Genomic DNA, 16,036 nt, shown 5'->3' on the forward strand with positions numbered 1-16,036 from the left:
CCTGAACTGGATTCCCTGAGGGCCGCCTCGGGGAATCCGAACCGGCCAGCCCCGCTGATGGACACGATGACGACGATCCTCCAACCCGATCATGCTACGATCCCAGGCGTGAGCAAGCCTGTAAAATCCCGCGCCGGGCGGCGCGTCCACGGCCTGTCGGACCGGGCTATCGCCTGGCTGTTCGTCGCGCCGACGATCGCGCTGCTGCTCGCGATCAACATCTTTCCGCTGATCTGGATGATCCGGCTGTCCTTCACCAGCCTCAACCTCAGCATGTCATATCTGCCGCTGCGGTTCGTTGGCCTCGACAATTTCAGGGACATCCTCACCGACGAGGACGTCTGGTTCCGGCTGCAGACCACGGCGCAGTTCGTGATCTCGTCGGTGGCGTTGCAGGTGGTCATAGGCTTCGGCCTGGCGCTCCTGATCAACCGTCAGTTTCGCGGCCACAGCTTCTGGACCACGATCATCCTGCTGCCGATGATGCTGTCGCCGGCGGTGGTCGGCAATTTCTGGACGCTGCTGCTGCAGCCGCAGATCGGGCCGTTCAACTATCTGATCAGCCTGTTCACCGGCGTGCCGCCGAGCTCGTTCAGCATGACCGGGCAGGTGTCGCTTGCGCCGTGGACCATCGTGCTGGTCGATACCTGGATGTGGGCGCCCTACGTCATGCTGATCTGCCTTGCAGGGCTGCGCTCGATCCCCGATTACATTTATGAGGCCGCGGAAGTCGATCGCGCCTCGGCCTGGCGGCAGTTCTGGTCGATCACGCTGCCGATGACGGTGCCGTTCCTGATGCTCGCGGTGCTGTTCCGCGCGATCGAGAACTTCAAGATGTTCGACATGGTCAATCTCCTGACCTCCGGCGGGCCGGGCTCGACCACCGAGCTGGTGTCGATTGCGCTGAAGCGTGCGGCATTCGAGAAGTGGCGCACCGGCTATTCCTCGGCGCTCGCCATCATCCTGTTCGTGACCGTGTTCGGCGCCGCCAACATCTACGTCAAGACGCTCAACAAGGTGAAGCAACGATGACCGCTGCCACCACCAAATCGACCGCGCACTCGATCGTCGAGGCCTCGCCGCGCACCAAGGCGTTCGCCGGCGGCCTCGTCATCCTCTATGCCGTGATCACGATCCTGCCGCTGCTGTGGATCGTCGCCACCGCCTTCAAGTCGCAGAGCGACGCCATCGCCTATCCGCCCAAGGTTATTTTCGAGCCGACCCTCGAAGGCTATGTCAACCTGTTCACCGTGCGGACGCGCCAGACGCCGGATTTCATCGCCAAGCTGCCGCCGCCGGAGACCTGGTACGACCAGCTGGTGCGCAAGCGCGACATGGTGATCGCCGGGCCGTCCAAGGTCGTGCCGCGCTTCGTCAACTCGCTGATCATCGGCTTCGGCTCGACCTTCCTCGCGGTCTTCCTCGGCACGCTCGCGGCCTACGCGTTCTCGCGCTTCCGCATTCCGCTGGCGGACGATTTGCTGTTCTTCATCCTCTCGACGCGCATGATGCCGCCGGTCGCGGTGGCGATCCCGATCTATCTGATGTACCGGCAGCTCAATCTGACCGACACGCGGCTCGGCATGATCCTGCTCTACACCGCCGTGAACGTCTCGCTCGCGGTCTGGCTGCTCAAGGGCTTCATCGACGAGATCCCGCGCGAGTATGAGGAGGCGGCGCTGGTCGACGGCTATACGCGGCTGCAGGCGCTGCGCAAGGTGGTGTTGCCGCAGGCCGTCACCGGGATCGCGGCGACCGCGATCTTCTGCCTGATCTTCTCCTGGAACGAGTACGCCTTCGCGGTGCTGCTGACCAGCGGCGAGGCGCAAACCATGCCGCCTTTCATTCCCTTCATCATCGGCGAGGGCGGGCAGGATTGGCCGGCGGTTGCCGCCGCGACCACGCTGTTCGTCGTTCCGATCGTCATGTTCACCGTGCTGTTGCGCAAGCATCTGCTGCGCGGCATCACCTTCGGAGCGGTGCGCAAATGAGCGGCTCAGTGGTTGCCAAAGGTGGCGTAGTGCGCTGGTTTCGTCGCGGGCCGTGGGAGGCCTTCGCGATGACCTTGATCGGAGGCGGCATCGTCATGCTGGTGCAGCCCTGGTCGATCGATCTCTACAGCTACTCCTTCGTGACGATCCTGGCCGGCACGGTCGGCTTCGTCGTCGTCAGCCATTTTCCGGAATAGGGCCATGGCACAGATCCGCATCGAAAACCTGCGCAAGTCCTTCGATCAGTTCACCGCGGTGGAAGGCTCGACCTTCACGATCGACGACGGCACGTTCTTCGCGATGCTCGGGCCCTCCGGTTGCGGCAAGACCACCACGTTGCGCATGATCGCCGGCCTCGAGCTGCCGACCGAGGGCAAGATCCTGCTCGATGGCGAGGACGTCACCTTCCACCGCGCGGCCGCCCGCGATATCGCCTTCGTGTTCCAGCTGTTCGCGCTCTATCCGCACATGAATGTCGGGGAGAACATCGGCTTCCCCCTGAAGTGCCAGGGCATGGGCCGCCGCGAGATCCGCCAGCGGGTGCAGGAGACCGCGCGGATGTTGCAGATCGAGCATCTGCTGTCGAGCAAGACCTCGAAACTCTCGGGCGGCGACCGGCAGCGCGTCGCGCTCGGGCGCGCCATGGTGCGGCGACCGAAGGCGTTCCTGATGGACGAGCCGCTGGGCGCGCTCGACTCCGAATTTCGCCATCTGATGTGCGGCGAGCTGCGCGACCTGCACGATCGCATCAAGGCGACCACGGTCTATGTCACGCACGATCAGCTCGAGGCGATGTCGATGGCCGACCAGATTGCCGTCATGAACAAGGGGCGTGTCGAGCAGATCGGCACGCCGCGAGAGGTCTATGACCGGCCTGCGAGCATGTTCGTGGCCGATTTCATCGGCTCGCCGCCGATGAACTTCCTGCGCTTCGAGGGCGGCCTGCGATCCGGCGATTGCGCGGTCAGCTTCCACGACACCAGGCTTGCGGTGCCGGAGATCCGCGAGGACCGTGCCAGCGCGCCGCTGGCGCTCGGCGTCCGTCCGGAGCATATCCGCTTCGCCGACGCGGGCGCCGTTCGCGGCGAAGTGTTCGGCGCGGAATATCTCGGCACCACGCAGATCGTCACCGTCGACACAGCCTATGGGCGGGTCGCGGCGCGGCTGCCCTCCAGTGCATCGGTGCGGATCGGTGAAACCATCGGTCTCGAATTCAATGCGGCGCGGCTGGCGCTGTTCGACATCGGCAGCGGCCTTGCGATCAGGACCGCGAGCGCGGAGGGCGTGCGCCATGGCTGACGTCACCCTGCGCAACGTCAACAAGCGCTTCGGCGCGGTCGAAGCGGTCCGCGACCTCTCGCTGACGGTGAGCGATGGCGAATTCCTGGTCCTGCTTGGGCCGAGCGGCGCTGGCAAGACCACGACGCTGCGGCTGATCACCGGACTGGAGAGCCCCGATACGGGCTCCGTCATGATCGACGGGCGCGACGTGACGCATGATGCGCCGGGCTCGCGGGACATCGCCTTCGTGTTCCAGCAATATTCGCTGTATCCGCATCTCACGGTCTACGACAATCTGGCGTTTCCGCTGCGCTCTCCCGCGCGGCGGGTCGCGGAGCCGATCATCCGCAAGCGCGTCGAACAGACCGCGGAGCTGCTGCATATCGCAAGCAAGCTGAACAATCGTGCCACCCGCCTCTCCGGTGGCGAGATGCAGCGCGTGGCGATCGGCCGTGCGCTGGTCCGCGATCCCTCGATCTATCTGATGGACGAGCCGCTGTCCTCGCTCGACGCAAAACTCCGCGCGGAGCTGCGGCTCGAACTCAAGCGGATCCAGATCGAGCTCGGCGCGACCATTCTTTACGTCACCCACGATCAGGTCGAGGCGATGACGATGGCCTCGCGCATCGGCGTGATCAGGGACGGCCGGTTGCTTCAGCTCGGTACGCCCCGGGAGATCTACGAAAGCCCGTCCAGCAGCTACGTCGCCTCGCGGCTCGGCACGCCGCAGATCAACTTCCTGCCGGCTCGCCTGCTCGCGAATGTCGCGATGCCGGCCGGAACCGAGACGGTCGGCATTCGCACCGAGCATCTTCAGCTTGCTGCGCGCAATGGCGGGCAGATGGTCGGCCGCGTGCATCGGGTCGAGCACCTCGGCGAGCAGAATCATGTTCATCTGGACTATATGGGCGAGTCGCTGGTGACGCTGGCGGATCCGCATCAGCCGCTGCAGGCCGGCCAGGAGGTCGACTTGCATCTGGTGCGTCCGTTGTGTTTCGACCGCGCGGGGCAGCGCATTGCCGCGGCGGTTCATTAGAGGGGCGAGAGGATCGAGGAGATGTCGGTGCCATCGGAGACAATCAAGTCGTTGGTCAAGGCGGCCGCAGAGCAGGTCATCGCCAGCGCGCCGGAGCTGACGAGCCTCGATCAGGCGATCGGCGACGGCGACCACGGGACCAACATGAAGCGCGGTTGCGAAGCCGTGCTCGGCAAGCTCGATGCGATCTCGGCGCAGCCGCTCGACGAAGCGCTGAAGATGATCGGCAAGACCCTGGTGATGACGGTCGGCGGCGCTTCCGGGCCGCTCTATGGCAGCTTCTTTCTTGCCGCGGGCGAGGCGCTGTCGCACGACAAGCACCTGCCCGAGGATCTCGCCGACGTGTTCGGCAGCGCGGTGAACGCAGTGAGCGCGCGTGGCCGCTCGCAGGTCGGCGAGAAGACGATGCTGGATGTGCTGGTTCCCGTGCTCGAGACGTTGAAGACGGCGGCCGGCGAGCCGGATCTGATCGCGCGGGTGCGCACCACAGCGACCGAGGCGGTCGAACGGACGGCGCCGATGCAGGCCACCAAGGGACGCGCGTCGTTCCTCGGCGCGCGCAGCGTCGGGCATGTCGATCCCGGCGCGCGGTCGAGCTGCGTGCTGGTGCAGGCGGTGTGCGCCGGCCTGGAGGCACGCCCATGACCGACACCGTGGGAATCGTGATCGTCTCGCATTCCAGCGATATCGCCAAGGGAACCGCCGACATGGTGCGGCAGATGGTCGGCAGCGAGGTCAAGGTGGCGTTCTGCGGCGGCAATCCCGACGGCGGATTGGGCACCAGCGTGCCTCTGATCATCGACGCCATCAACGACGCCTGGTCTCCGAAGGGTGTCGCGGTGCTGGTCGATCTCGGCGGCGCCGAGACCAACAGCGAAATGGCGGTCGAGATGCTTGAGCCCGCGCGGCGCGATCTCGTTGTCGTCTGCAACGCGCCGATCGTCGAGGGCGCCGTGATGGCGGCGACCGAGGCGGCGGGCGGCAGCTCGCTGGCCCAGGTCAAGGCCGTAGCCGAGGAACTCTCTGCCGACTGAAATGTCGGCGAAGCGATGATGGATGATGAGCATGCTTGATAAAGCGGACGGACAGATCTTCACCGGCAATGTGCGGCTGGTGCATGCGGTGGGCATGCACGCGCGCCCGGCGGTCAAGCTGACCAAGCTCGCCAAGAAGTTCCAGGCTCAAATCTCGGTGCGGGTCGCGGGTGCACCCGAGTGGATCAATGCCAAGAGCGTGGCCAAGATCATGGCGATGCGCGCCGCGCACGGCAGCACGATCGAGATCAAGGCCTCCGGCAGCGACGCCGAGGCCGCCGTCGCGGCCCTGGTCGACCTGGTTGCCAGCGATTTTCCGGATGGAGCAGGCTAGCATGCAGGGCGGCGCTGCAGGATCGGCTTACCGCGGCAGGACCGCCTCGATCGGCTTTGCCCATGGTCCGCTGGTCCGGGTCGATGCGGGCGCCGGCGGCGAGCGGGTGGCCGGCACGCTGGTCGAGGAGGCGCTCGCGTTGCGCAAGGCGATCGATCTCGCAAGCGGGCAGATCGCCGATCTTGCCGCCAGCGCCGGCGGCGAAGCCGCGCAAATCCTCGAATTCCAGGTCGCATTGCTGGAGGATGAGGATCTGATCGAGGCGATCTTCGCGTCGATCGGCGAGGGGCGTCCGGCCGACGTCGCATGGCGCTCGACGCTCGACGAGCAGATCGCGGAGTACAATTCGGCGGCGGATGAGTATCTGCAGGCGCGTTCGTCGGATCTTGCGGACCTGCGCGACCGCGTGGTCCACATCCTGCGCGGCGACGAAGGCGAGCCGCTGAAGATCCCGAGCGGAGGCGTCGTCTGTGCCGACGACCTGCCGCCGTCACGCTTCCTGGAGATCGACTGGTCCGGCGGCGGCGGCCTGGCGCTGCTGCACGGCAGTCCGACCAGCCACGTCGCGATGCTGGCGCGCGCGCGCGGCATCCCGATGGTCGTGCAACTCGGCGCCATCCCAAATGCCGGCGCCACGGCGCTGCTCGATGGCGAAGGCGCGACGCTGGAGCTCGATCCCAGCGCCGAGCAGGTGCGCATCTTCGAGAAGCGGCGCGAGAGCCACCGCAAGAGCAGGGCATCCGCGCGCGCGATCCTGCGGCGGCCGACGGCCTCGTGGCGCGGCGAACACATCAAGCTCCTGATCAATATCCAGCGCGTCGACGACCTCGATGATGCGGATGCGCAATATGCCGACGGCATCGGCCTGATGCGGACGGAATTCCTGCTCGCCGGGCGGAGCGACCTGCCGGATGAGGAGACCCAATTCCAGGCCTATGACGCGGTGTTGCGCTGGGCCGGAGCGCGGCCCGTCACGATCCGCACGTTCGATGCCGGCGGCGACAAGCCGGTGCCCGGCTTTACATTCGACGGCGAGGCCAACCCGTTCCTCGGCGTGCGCGGCTTGCGGCTTTGCCTGGCCCGGCCCGAGATCTTTGCGGTCCAGCTCCGCGCGCTGGCCCGCGCCGCGGTGCGCGGCAATCTCAAGGTCATGTTCCCGATGGTGACGTCGGCGGACGAGCTCGAGGCGGGACGGAAGCTGTTCGCCGGCATCGTGCAGCGCTTGCAGGCGGACGGCATTGCCGCGATGCTCCCGGAGCTCGGAATCATGGTCGAGGTTCCGGCGGCGGCCCTGGCGGTCTCGAGCTTCAAGGCGTCGTTTTTCTCGATCGGCTCGAACGATCTCGCGCAATATGTGCTCGCCTGCGATCGTTCCAACGGAGCTCTCGCCCCCCTGATGGACCCCTTGCATCCCGCAGTGCTCGAACTGATCGCGCGGACCGCCGAGCACGGCCGCCGCGCCGGCATCGGCGTCAGCCTGTGCGGCGACATGGCGGGTGATCCGCGCTGTCTTCCCGCCCTTCTGAACTGCGGCCTGCGCGAATTGTCGGTGAACGCATCGGCGCTGGCGCAGATCAAGCAGACCATCGACCGGCTGAGCAGCGGAGGCAGTGTTGGCTGACGCGGCGGCCGATGAAGCGCCCGAAGCCGGCGCGGTTGCGGTCTACAAGCGCATCTTCAAGGAAGTGCTGGAGAGCCGCCCGTCCGGCATGCGGCTGCGCCTCGCCCATGCCATCGGCAAGAACCGCAGCTTCGTCAGCCAGATCAGCAATCCGGCCTATCCCGTGCCGATCCCGGTGCAGCATCTCAACACGATCTTCGATGTCTGCCACTTTCCGCCGCAGGCGAAGACCGCCTTCTTGCGCGCCTATGCGCGAGCACATCCGCGCCGCGTCGGCCGGCTGAGCGAAGGCTCGCACGAGCGGGCGTTGACGCTACATCTCCCGGATCTCGGCAGCGCCAAGCGCAATGCCGAGCTCGACGCGCTGCTGCAGGAATTCACGCGGCGCCTGATCGGCATCATGCGGGAAAAATAGGCGAAAACGCCGAACGAAGCGGGGAGGACACCATGAAGAAGTTCATCAATGCGGTCGACAATGTGCTCGGCGAAAGCCTCGACGGCTTCGCGGCCGCGCATGCCGATCTGGTCGTGCTGGGCGCCGAGCGCAAATTCGTTCGTCGCCGCGAGCTGAACGCCAGCAAGGTCGCGCTGGTCTCGGGCGGCGGCAGCGGGCATGAGCCGTTGCATGCCGGCTTCGTCGGCTACGGCATGCTGGATGCGGCCTGTCCCGGACAGGTGTTCACCTCGCCGACGCCCGACCAGATCGTCGAGGCCGCGCAGGCGGTCGCGGGCGATGCCGGCGTGCTGTTCATCGTCAAGAACTACGCGGGCGATCGCATGAATTTCGAGATGGCGGCCGAGATCGCCGAAGGCCGCACCGCCACCATCGTGACCGACGACGATGTCGCGGTCGAGAAATCGACCTACAGCATCGGCCGCCGCGGCGTCGCCGGCACATTGATCGTCGAGAAGATCGTCGGCGCCGCCGCCGAGAAGGGCGCCGATCTCAAGACCTGCGTGGCGCTCGGCGAGCGCGTCAATGCGCGGACGCGTTCGATGGGCGTGGCGCTGACCAGCTGCACGGTCCCGGCCGCGGGCACCCCGACCTTCACGCTCGGCGAGGACGAGATGGAGATGGGCGTCGGCATCCACGGCGAGCCGGGTCGTCGTCGCGTCAAGCTCGCGGAGGCCGACGCGATCGCATCGGAAATGACGACCGCCATTGCCGACGATCTCGCCGCGCCCGCAGGCTCCGAGGCCCTGCTGCTGGTCAACGGCTTCGGCGGCACGCCGACGATCGAGCTCTATCTGATGTACAACGCCGCGCGCCGCATGCTCGAGCAGCGCGGCCTGCGCATCGCGCGCTCGCTGGTCGGCAGCTACGTCACCTCGCTGGATATGGCCGGTTGCTCGCTCACCGTGAGCCTGCTCGATGCCGAGACGTCGGCGCTGTGGGACGCCCCGGTGCGCACGGCCGCATTGAAATGGTGATCGCCGCCGGCGTCGGCCGCATGTATGTCGGCGCAGGTCAACAGGACTGATATTGGAATCCGCGGGCCCATAGCCGAAATGAGGCCGTTTGTCTTCGCTCTCGCGTCGCTCGAGCTTCGCCGGACACGCTTCGCCTTTGCAGTCTTGGCGTGGCTGCGCCACGCGAAGCCCGCAAGGGCGAAGCGTGGTGCCCCTGGCCGGCAATCGCTTAGTACCATAACCATCTGAATTTGAAGTCACTTTTATCGTCGATTGCTGCCGATACCAGCACAAATACCAGCAGGATGACGCGCGGTATTCGCCGACAAAAATAAAACAGCAGGCTTCCCGCAGCGGGCACGCCTATGCCATTCCAGACTCCACTATCGCCCCCGACCGGAATCGAACCCGGCCTGACCCGAAATGCCGACGGCATCGACTTGACATAATTCGCGAGGTCAAGGGAGGTCTTCTCATGCGTATTGGAGCGTGTCTGGAGAGCGTGAGAGAACGCGCCCGGAGACGCGAGCACGAGTATTCACGCGCGGCAATCGCGCATCTACATCGAAGCCAGCAAGGCCGACACGCCCTTGGGTCCGGCCCGCGCCTTTTTTGAAGCCGACTTCTTCGCTCCGGTCGATCTCGGGACGGAGAGCACGACAAACTCGCACGCGTTTCGTCTGCGTCATGCCTTTGCCGAACTCGGGCCGGTAATAGCGGGACAGACTTGGACGTCGTTCGTCGATCCGTCCACGTATGCCGAGATCTTGGACTTCTCCGGGCCGGGAGGGCAGTCCTTCTTGCGTCAGGGACAGATCCGGTACACCCAGAATCTTGGCGGCGGCTTCTCGGGCGCGATCGCGGTGGAAAACCCCGAGTGCAGAGTCCGAATTGGGGAGGGTCCGGTCTCCGGAACGGGCGCCGGAGCACCGGCGAGCGGCATTCAGGTCGTGGGCGTTGGTCCTTTTGCGCGCGATAGCACGCCGGATCTCATAGGAAGAATCAAATATGCCAGCCCGCAGGTCAATCTCATGCTCTCGGGTGTACTTACGCGTTCGAGCGCGCCGCCTGCAACTGCCGCCGCACCCTTTGTGCCGGGGAACGGGCAATTGGGTTCCGGTGTGCATCTCGCGGGTCAGGTCGCACTTCCGATGCTCAATAACAAAGACAACTTCAGATTCCAGACGACCTATGTGGACGGTGCATCCCGCTACATCCAGGAAACTTCGGCCGCATCGCCCTCTATCGCGTACAATGCGACGCTGACGCAATTCGATACCGTCAAGGCCTACGGCGGATTCGGAGCCTTGCAGCATTGGTGGACCGATACGATCCGCACCAATATGGTTTACGGCGCCCTCCAGGTCGACAATCCGACATACTCGGGAGGGACGGCGCTACGTGGAACGCGATACGGCGCCATCAATGTTCTCTACAGCCCTTTCCCCGACGTCGATGTCGGCGCGGAATATCAATATGGGCGGAGAATCGATGCCGATGGCCGCAGCGGCTATCAGACGCGCGTCCAGTCCTCGCTGATCTACCGGTTCTGAAGGAGCTGAATCCGGCAGCGGCCAGCCGCGCCAGAAAAACGTGCAATCGCCGGCGAGGTGAGACACTCGCCGGCGACGCATCGCCTTCCGCGGGAGTGCGCTTTACCGCGTCAGGCGAACCACATCCTGTCTCAGCAGGTAGAGCGAGACGGCGAGCAGCACGAGATCCTTCAGAAGGAAGGCCGAATTAATCGTCATCGCTGGAAAGCCTCCGGCGCCAGCATCCCACGCGTCAGGAACGAACGGCAGGACCGTGAAGGTAGCGATGAAGGTGAAGGTCGAACCGAGGGCGCCGAGCATGCCGGCTTTCTTGTTCCAGAAACCCAGAAGCAGCAACGTGCCAAAGGTCCATTCTGAGGTGCCGAGAAAAATGGCGGTGCCGCGAATGCCCAAAACCGGAATCGTCCAGAAGATAAACGGGCCGTGGGTAATTATGGGCAGCAGTCCTCTGATCTCCGCTTCGAACCATTTGTCGTACCCGAACCACGCGAAGATGATCACCATTGCGGCGCGGAGCAGGTGGTAGTCGAGGTCCTCGGCAAGGAGGCCGGACCGGTGCAGGGCGCGGACGATCGGGTTTTGAGCGTTAATGGAGAGCGTACTCATGGTCGTAATCCTTTCTGCTGGAGATCTGACTGGAGGCGGCGTCGCTTCACGCGACGGCGGGGAAGTCGATCTCGGTGTCGTTGATGCGGTTGAAGACGTTGGTGAAGACGGTGGTCGCGAACGCGAGGCTGATCTCGACGAGCTGCGCGTCGCTGTAGCCGGCGGCCTTGATCGCGGCGAACTCCTCGTCGCTGACCGTGCCGCTGGACTGCGCGAGTTTGCGGACGAAGCGGATCAGCGCGTCGCGCTTCTCGTCGCCGGTCGCCCGGCGCTCACGGATGTTCTTCAACTCGTCGGGCTTGAGGCCCGCGAGCTTGCCGAGCAGGCTGTGAGCGGCCACGCAGTAGTCGCAACCCGCGACCTCGGAAATGACGAGCTTGATGGCTTCCTGGTCGCGCTTCGACAAGGAGCCCGCAGCGAGCACCGTGTCGGCGGCGAGGACGGCCTTGAGCGCGGCCGGGCCATGGGCAGCAATTGCCGCGAAGGTATTCGGCACGTTGCCGATAGCCTTCTTGATCTGGGCATAGACCTGGCCCGAGGGACCGGCATCGGATTCGAGATTGGGGACTGAAAGACGGGACATGTTGGCACTCCTTCGTTGGGTTGGGTGGTGAACGATTGCGGAGTGACAATATGAGCGGGAGCCGAGACTTTGAATGTCGTCAATGCTCGACTATATGCTCCATCGTCTCACCATCAGGTTCGTAGGAGGTCGCCATGGATTGGCTCAGCAGGTTGTTCGAGATGATGCCGGTGCGCGGTCGCCTGGACCTGCGCTGCTCCTACGGTGCGCCGTGGCGGATCGATCAGGGGCCGGGCGAAGCGAACGAGATCCCCTATCACGCGGTCGTCGGCGGCTCGGCCTTGCTGGAGGATCCACCCGGCGGAAAGCCGCTGCGGCTCGAAACCGGCGACATCCTGCTCCTGCCGGGCAACCCACGGCATGTCATGCACGACGGCGGCGGGGCGCGGCCGAAGCCGGCACGAAACCGACAAGAGCTCAATCTCGTCATCAGCGAGAACGCCGGCAAAGGCGAGCGGCTCGATCTGTTGTGCGGACACTTCACGATCGCGCCCCCTCACGACCGCCTGGTGCGCAGCTATCTGCCGGCTCGCCTGGTCGTGCATGCCGGCGGCAACGACGGAGGAGAGAATTCCAGCCAGCTCGCCGGCCTCGTCGCCCTGATGCGCGGCGAGACGGCCGATGACCGCCTCGGGGGTCGTGCGATGCTGAACGCACTGTCGACCGCGATGTTCGCGCTGGTGCTGCGGCTCGCAAGCGAAGCAGAAAGTGCGCCGCGCGGCCTCTTGGCGTTGGCCGGTCATCCGCGTCTGGCGCCGGCCGTGGCCGCCATGTTCGCCGAGCCCGCGCGCGCTTGGTCGCTGCCCGACCTTGCGCGCCTTTGCAACATGTCGCGAGCCACGGTGGCCCGCCAGTTTCAGGAGAAGCTCGGACGATCGGCCTCCGATCTTCTGGCCGACATCCGGATGACGATGGCCGCGAACGAGTTGAAGAAGTCGTCGCTTTCGACGGGCGCCGTGGCGGAGGCGGTTGGCTATCAATCCGAAGCCGCCTTCCAGCGCGCGTTCAAGAGCCACATGGGCGTCACGCCGGCGCAGTGGCGCAAGCTGCAGGAGCCGACGGCTCGGGACGTCTTCGCAAGGCCGGCGGCAGCCGGCGATTCGACGAAGACTTCCGACGCAAGTAGGCCAGCGAAGGGCGGGGACGCTACCTCGCTGGCCTAGAGAGATGATGCGGGCCGCTGTCAGGCCGCTGCCGCCGATTGCGCGGTCGGGTAGTCCGTGTAGCCGCGCGAGTCGCCGCCATAGAAGGTCGATCGGTCGTAGGGCGTGAGCGGCAGCCCCTGTCGGATCCGCTCCGGCAGATCCGGGTTCGAGATAAAGTGGCGACCGAAAGCGACGAGGTCGGCATCGCCGAAAGTCACGACGGCTTCCGCCGAGGCCGGGGTGAAGCCGCCGGCCGCGATCAAGGTCCGCGAGAACTTCGGCCGCAGGTGCTGAGCTGCGATCGGAGCCTTGCCATGCGCGATCTCCTCGGTGCCCTTGATGCGCGGCTCGACGACGTGGAGGTAGGCGATGCCCAGGCGGTCCAGCTGCGTGGTCAGGTAGCCGAACGTCGCCGCAGGATCGCTGTCCGACATCGAACCGTAGGTGCCGCTCGGGGCGATGCGCACGCCGACGCGATCGGCTCCCCAGACGGAGATCGCGGCCTGCGTTACCTCCAGCAGGAAGCGGGCGCGGTTTTCGATGGGGCCGCCATATTCGTCGGTCCTCTTGTTCGTTCCGTCCTGCAGGAACTGGTCGGGCAGGTAACCGTTCGCGCCATGGATTTCGACGCCATCGAAGCCCGCCCGCAGCGCCCGCTCTGCGCCTGACCGAAACTCTTCGATGATGCCGGGGATCTCATGCAGTTCGAGGGCGCGCGGCATCGAGAACGGGACTTCGCCGCGCTTGGAGTACGCGTAGCCCTCGGCCGCTATGGCGGAGGGCGCGACCGGCGCGTCCCCGTTCGGCTGCAAGTCGACATGCGACTGCCGGCCGACGTGCCACAATTGCAGGAAGACGCGTCCACCCTTGGCGTGGACCGCGTTAGTCACGCGCTGCCAACCTGCGATCTGAGTGTCGGAGTAGATGCCGGGCGCACCGGCATAGCCGTTGCCGCGGGTCGAGACCGGCGTCGCTTCGGAGATGATCAGGCCGCCTTTGGATGCACGCTGCGTGTAGTATTCGATCATCAGGTCGCTCGGAATGTCGCCGGGATACGAGCGCATCCGCGTCAGAGGCGCCATCACGACGCGATGGGACAATTTGTAGGGACCGATCTGGGTCGGCGTGAACAGCTTGGACATTGGAATGTTCCTTTCGGGTGCTTGAGTGGAAGGACAGCGGCCGATGGTCATTGCGCCCCATCGGCCGCCTCATACGCCGTCACACCTTGACGGCGGCCGCGCGCTGGAGGACCGGGATCATGTCCTTAGGCTCGGGGCGACGGGTACAGTCGGGGTTCACTTCGGAATAGAGGATCGCGCCGTCCCGCCCGATGACGTAGCGGGCCGGCATCGGCAGGGTCCAACTCGGGTCGTCGTTGAACGTTGGCAGATCGTTCTCGAGCTGCTTGTAGAGCTCGACCAGATAGTCGGGCAGGTTGAAGCGGAGGCCGAATGCGGCGCCGACCTTGCCTTTCACGTCCGACAGGATCGGGAACGAGAGCTTGTTCTGGCGCACCGACTTGCGGCTGTTGGGGGCGGCCTGCGGCGAGATCGCGACCAGCGAGGCGCCATACCTGTCGAACTCCGGCTTTGCGGTTTCAAGCGCCTGCAATTCCATGTTGCAGTACGGGCACCAGACGCCACGGTAGAAGCTGAGCACCACCGGGCCGCGCTTCAGAAGGTCGGCCGAGTTGATGACGTTACCTTCCGGATCCTTCAGCGAAAAGGACGGGGCGAGGTCGCCTGCCTTCTTGGCGCGCCGCGCGGCCCCTGACTCGATCAGTTCGGCGGTGGCGCGGTGCATCGTCTCGATGACCGAGTGAGGAACGTTGTAGGGTGGCTTTCCGGCCTCGAAATCGGCTTTGAAGGCGTCGAGCTTGGCTTGAAGCGACATGACGGGTCTCCTTCGTCCGCGTGGAGGACGGCGGCGCCGCCCGTTTCGTTAAACTCACGCGTAGAAATCTAACGGAGACCGCCATTCGAGGTAGCTGGCACGTCGGACTAGCGCTTATTCCGCCCGGGAATGATCGTAGCGCAGCGGGTCAGCATCCCCTGCAGATGATCAGCTTACGGTCCAATTCCTGGTCGAACTGCTGCTGCTGGTGTTCCCATGCCGAGACGGCTTCGTGCTGGGGGACATCCGCCTGGTGCGGTTGCCGATGGCCGACCGGAGCAAGCCACGGCAAGCGCGAGGTCAGCACCATCGGCGCCCGTTTCGAGGCTGCGCTCGGCGACACATCGGGGAAAACGGTGATGCTATCTTGCCGATAGGTGGCGTTTGCCGGTGAAAGCAGGGCGGCAAAGACGGCGACGGCGGCTGCGCTAAGCGAGCGCTTCAGGATCGAGGTGCGGGACATGGCGACACTCCTTTGTAGGAGGCTCGGAATGAGCAGCTCCGTTATGTGTCACCGTACTCATCTATCTGAGACGTTGAATGCCGGCCGAGATCGAAGACATGCTCGTTCGTCTCATGAGCCGCGCGAACTACGCCCGGGACTGCATCGCCTATGCATTGAATGCACGCTCGAAGAAGGCGACGAACGCTCGCGCCTTGGCCGTCGCCGAGCGACCGATCGGAAGCACCATCCATAGGTCGAGTGGCGGGAGACTCCATTCCGACAGGACCGCACGGACAGCGCCCGATCGCAGTTCGGGGGTGAACATCCATTCCGACGCGATGGTCAATCCTGCATGGGCGAGCACCGCCGCTCTCACACCTTCCGCAGCGGTCACCCGCAATCTGCTCTGAACGCTAACGGCCAGTTCCGTACTTTCGCGCCTGAACGACCACACACTGCCTTCTCCTTGCAAATAGACGACAGCCTGATGCTTGCTCAGCTCACTTGGCGTCGATGGCGTGCCTGCCCGATCGAAGTAGGCGGGCGTGCCCACCACGAGCCGCTTGCACCTCGCGATGCGCCGAGCGGTCAGCGTCGAATCCATCATCTTCCCCATCCGGAGAGCCACATCGATGCCCTCTTGGACGAGGTCGATCTGACGGTCGTCGAGGATCACCTCGAGATCCAGTTCCGGATGCTGCGCCATGAACTGCGGCAAGATCGGAATAAGATGGATCCGTGCGAACGTGACGGCAGCGCAGACGCGCAATCGTCCTTTGAGACCTGCTCCCGCTCCACGCGCGGCGAGCTCGGCCTCGGCCGCTTCTTCAAGTGCCCGCCTGGCGCGCTCGAGATAGCCAAGTCCGGCCTCGGTGGGGGTTAGCCCCCGCGTCGAGCGCGTCAGCAATTTGACGCCGAGATATTCCTCCAGTTGCGCGACCGATTTCGAGACGGCTGGTTGTCCGACTCGAAGCTGTCGGGCCGCTCCCGAAAAGGAGCCCGTCTCGACGACCCGTACGAACGTCTCCATCGAAGCCAGACGATCCATCTTACTTATTCTCCGCAGGAATGAGCGATATCGCTCCACCCTATCTGCCATGC

At 65.0% G+C, this 16,036-nt stretch carries 19 protein-coding genes; 13 read left to right on the forward strand and 6 right to left on the reverse strand.

What is annotated here, in order from left to right:
- Window positions 1–57 precede the first annotated feature (57 nt).
- The 12 genes from AC066Y_RS08260 to AC066Y_RS08315 all read left to right on the forward strand — a co-directional run bounded on the left by AC066Y_RS08260 (window position 58) and on the right by AC066Y_RS08315 (window position 10,260).
- Window positions 58–1,032: a carbohydrate ABC transporter permease gene (locus tag AC066Y_RS08260; protein ID WP_456759072.1), complete on the forward strand. Its 975-nt coding sequence runs from the start codon at window positions 58–60 to the stop codon at window positions 1,030–1,032.
- Window positions 1,029–1,991 carry a carbohydrate ABC transporter permease gene (locus AC066Y_RS08265; protein ID WP_478273442.1) on the forward strand — a complete coding sequence of 321 codons (963 nt, stop codon included), beginning with the start codon at window positions 1,029–1,031 and terminating at the stop codon, window positions 1,989–1,991. Before AC066Y_RS08260 ends, AC066Y_RS08265 begins: the two co-directional genes overlap by 4 nt.
- Window positions 1,988–2,188: a hypothetical protein gene (locus AC066Y_RS08270; RefSeq protein WP_478273443.1), complete on the forward strand. Its 201-nt coding sequence runs from the start codon at window positions 1,988–1,990 to the stop codon at window positions 2,186–2,188. Before AC066Y_RS08265 ends, AC066Y_RS08270 begins: the two co-directional genes overlap by 4 nt.
- A gap of 4 nt (window positions 2,189–2,192) precedes the next feature.
- Window positions 2,193–3,290 carry an ABC transporter ATP-binding protein gene (locus AC066Y_RS08275; RefSeq protein ID WP_478273444.1) on the forward strand — a complete coding sequence of 366 codons (1,098 nt, stop codon included), beginning with the start codon at window positions 2,193–2,195 and terminating at the stop codon, window positions 3,288–3,290.
- Window positions 3,283–4,308: an ABC transporter ATP-binding protein gene (locus AC066Y_RS08280; RefSeq protein WP_478273445.1), complete on the forward strand. Its 1,026-nt coding sequence runs from the start codon at window positions 3,283–3,285 to the stop codon at window positions 4,306–4,308. The genes AC066Y_RS08275 and AC066Y_RS08280 overlap by 8 nt, the downstream gene beginning before the upstream one ends.
- Window positions 4,309–4,329: 21 nt before the next feature.
- Window positions 4,330–4,953 (forward strand): dihydroxyacetone kinase subunit DhaL, encoded by a 624-nt coding sequence (dhaL, locus tag AC066Y_RS08285; protein ID WP_478273446.1) that lies wholly within the window; start codon window positions 4,330–4,332, stop codon window positions 4,951–4,953.
- Window positions 4,950–5,342, forward strand: a complete 393-nt coding sequence (dhaM, locus tag AC066Y_RS08290; protein WP_092118687.1) for a dihydroxyacetone kinase phosphoryl donor subunit DhaM — start codon at window positions 4,950–4,952, stop codon at window positions 5,340–5,342. The genes dhaL and dhaM overlap by 4 nt, the downstream gene beginning before the upstream one ends.
- Before the next feature lie 31 nt (window positions 5,343–5,373).
- Entirely contained in the window at window positions 5,374–5,676 is a 303-nt protein-coding gene (locus tag AC066Y_RS08295; RefSeq protein ID WP_371821719.1) for an HPr family phosphocarrier protein, read from the forward strand.
- 1 nt (window position 5,677) lies between these two features.
- Complete coding sequence (gene ptsP / locus AC066Y_RS08300) at window positions 5,678–7,297, forward strand: phosphoenolpyruvate--protein phosphotransferase (RefSeq protein WP_478273447.1); 1,620 nt, start codon at window positions 5,678–5,680, stop codon at window positions 7,295–7,297.
- Window positions 7,287–7,712, forward strand: coding sequence for a hypothetical protein (locus tag AC066Y_RS08305; protein ID WP_478273448.1), 426 nt, complete (start codon window positions 7,287–7,289; stop codon window positions 7,710–7,712). The genes ptsP and AC066Y_RS08305 overlap by 11 nt, the downstream gene beginning before the upstream one ends.
- Window positions 7,713–7,744: 32 nt before the next feature.
- Complete coding sequence (gene dhaK / locus AC066Y_RS08310; RefSeq protein WP_478273449.1) at window positions 7,745–8,728, forward strand: dihydroxyacetone kinase subunit DhaK; 984 nt, start codon at window positions 7,745–7,747, stop codon at window positions 8,726–8,728.
- 515 nt (window positions 8,729–9,243) lie between these two features.
- Window positions 9,244–10,260: a porin gene (locus AC066Y_RS08315; RefSeq protein ID WP_478273728.1), complete on the forward strand. Its 1,017-nt coding sequence runs from the start codon at window positions 9,244–9,246 to the stop codon at window positions 10,258–10,260.
- 102 nt (window positions 10,261–10,362) lie between these two features.
- Here AC066Y_RS08315 and AC066Y_RS08320 read toward each other — a convergent pair whose 3' ends face one another.
- Both AC066Y_RS08320 and AC066Y_RS08325 read right to left on the reverse strand, forming a co-directional pair.
- The gene (locus tag AC066Y_RS08320; RefSeq protein WP_283079873.1) at window positions 10,363–10,866 is read right to left on the reverse strand and encodes a YkgB family protein; all 504 of its coding nucleotides are present in this window, start codon (window positions 10,864–10,866) and stop codon (window positions 10,363–10,365) included.
- A gap of 46 nt (window positions 10,867–10,912) precedes the next feature.
- Window positions 10,913–11,449, reverse strand: coding sequence for a carboxymuconolactone decarboxylase family protein (locus tag AC066Y_RS08325; protein ID WP_478273450.1), 537 nt, complete (start codon window positions 11,447–11,449; stop codon window positions 10,913–10,915).
- A gap of 134 nt (window positions 11,450–11,583) precedes the next feature.
- Between AC066Y_RS08325 and AC066Y_RS08330 the strand changes: the two genes are divergently transcribed.
- Window positions 11,584–12,612: a cupin domain-containing protein gene (locus AC066Y_RS08330; protein ID WP_478273451.1), complete on the forward strand. Its 1,029-nt coding sequence runs from the start codon at window positions 11,584–11,586 to the stop codon at window positions 12,610–12,612.
- Between the two features lie 20 nt (window positions 12,613–12,632).
- Here AC066Y_RS08330 and AC066Y_RS08335 read toward each other — a convergent pair whose 3' ends face one another.
- The 4 genes from AC066Y_RS08335 to AC066Y_RS08350 all read right to left on the reverse strand — a co-directional run bounded on the left by AC066Y_RS08335 (window position 12,633) and on the right by AC066Y_RS08350 (window position 15,983).
- Window positions 12,633–13,736, reverse strand: coding sequence for an alkene reductase (locus AC066Y_RS08335; RefSeq protein ID WP_478273452.1), 1,104 nt, complete (start codon window positions 13,734–13,736; stop codon window positions 12,633–12,635).
- Between the two features lie 79 nt (window positions 13,737–13,815).
- The gene (locus AC066Y_RS08340) at window positions 13,816–14,490 is read right to left on the reverse strand and encodes a peroxiredoxin-like family protein (RefSeq protein WP_478273453.1); all 675 of its coding nucleotides are present in this window, start codon (window positions 14,488–14,490) and stop codon (window positions 13,816–13,818) included.
- Between the two features lie 148 nt (window positions 14,491–14,638).
- Complete coding sequence (locus AC066Y_RS08345) at window positions 14,639–14,953, reverse strand: hypothetical protein (protein ID WP_478273454.1); 315 nt, start codon at window positions 14,951–14,953, stop codon at window positions 14,639–14,641.
- 148 nt (window positions 14,954–15,101) lie between these two features.
- Window positions 15,102–15,983 (reverse strand): LysR family transcriptional regulator, encoded by an 882-nt coding sequence (locus AC066Y_RS08350; protein WP_478273455.1) that lies wholly within the window; start codon window positions 15,981–15,983, stop codon window positions 15,102–15,104.
- Window positions 15,984–16,036 lie beyond the last annotated feature (53 nt).

Source organism: Bradyrhizobium sp. USDA3010, from assembly GCF_056429065.1.